General features: G+C 39.2%; 2 protein-coding genes. Both read right to left on the bottom strand.

What is annotated here, in order from left to right; translation table 11 throughout:
* On the bottom strand, positions 1-186 hold a 186-nt coding region (locus J7R05_RS09370), incomplete at its 3' end, for a DUF87 domain-containing protein (protein WP_246468265.1).
* A 60-nt stretch (positions 187-246) separates the two neighbouring features.
* A partial coding sequence (locus J7R05_RS07340) for a VirB4 family type IV secretion/conjugal transfer ATPase (RefSeq protein WP_484479008.1) occupies positions 247-809 on the bottom strand: 563 nt, incomplete at its 5' end.

Genomic DNA, 809 nt, shown 5'->3' on the forward strand with positions numbered 1-809 from the left:
AGTAATATTAGCAGGTAGATGCTTGCCATTCTTATCTGTTGCTTTTGACCAATATCTGCGCGCTTGCGCTAATAAAAATGCTAAAAGTGTTGATTTTCCCGCACCAGTGGGACCGAACACAAGTGTATGACCAACATCATCAACATGTAAATTAATACGAAAAGCCGTTGCCCCTGTTGTCACCACTTGAGATAAAGCAGGAGAGTTATCTGGATAGAGTGGACAGGGATTATATTGTAAGCCTGGCTATACACTTGTAAGAGGCAACATATCAGCAAGATTTTGAGTATTAATTAATGGACGTCGAATATTTGGGTAGGTTTGACCAGCAATTGTCCCTAACCACGCTTCCATTGTATTGACTGTTTCAATACGAGCAGCAAAACCTTTATGTTCAATTTCACGTTTAATCAACCGAGCATTTTCTGCCAAAACTTCACGGTTTTCATGCATCAAAACAACCGTTGGGGAATAATAGCCGTAAGCAACAAGACCTGATCGAGCTTCGTTCATTGCTGCTTCAGCTTGTTGTGCCATTAATAAAGCATCGGTATTTATAGTTCCTTTATTGGTTTTAAAAACCTGTGAAAAGAAACCTCTAACTTTTTGCTGCCATTTCAATCTATATTTATTTAGTGCTGCAACAGCTTCATGCTGGTCCATAAATATAAAACGACTTGACCATCTATAGTGTAAAGGCAAACCATCAAGAATATCTAATATTCCAGGATAACTAGCCGTTGGAAAACCATCAATCGAAATACATGCAATAAATTTACCCCCAAGCCGTGGAGTATCTCCAGGCCACA

The organism is Bartonella capreoli, assembly GCF_902813205.1.
Classification (GTDB): domain Bacteria; phylum Pseudomonadota; class Alphaproteobacteria; order Rhizobiales; family Rhizobiaceae; genus Bartonella; species Bartonella schoenbuchensis.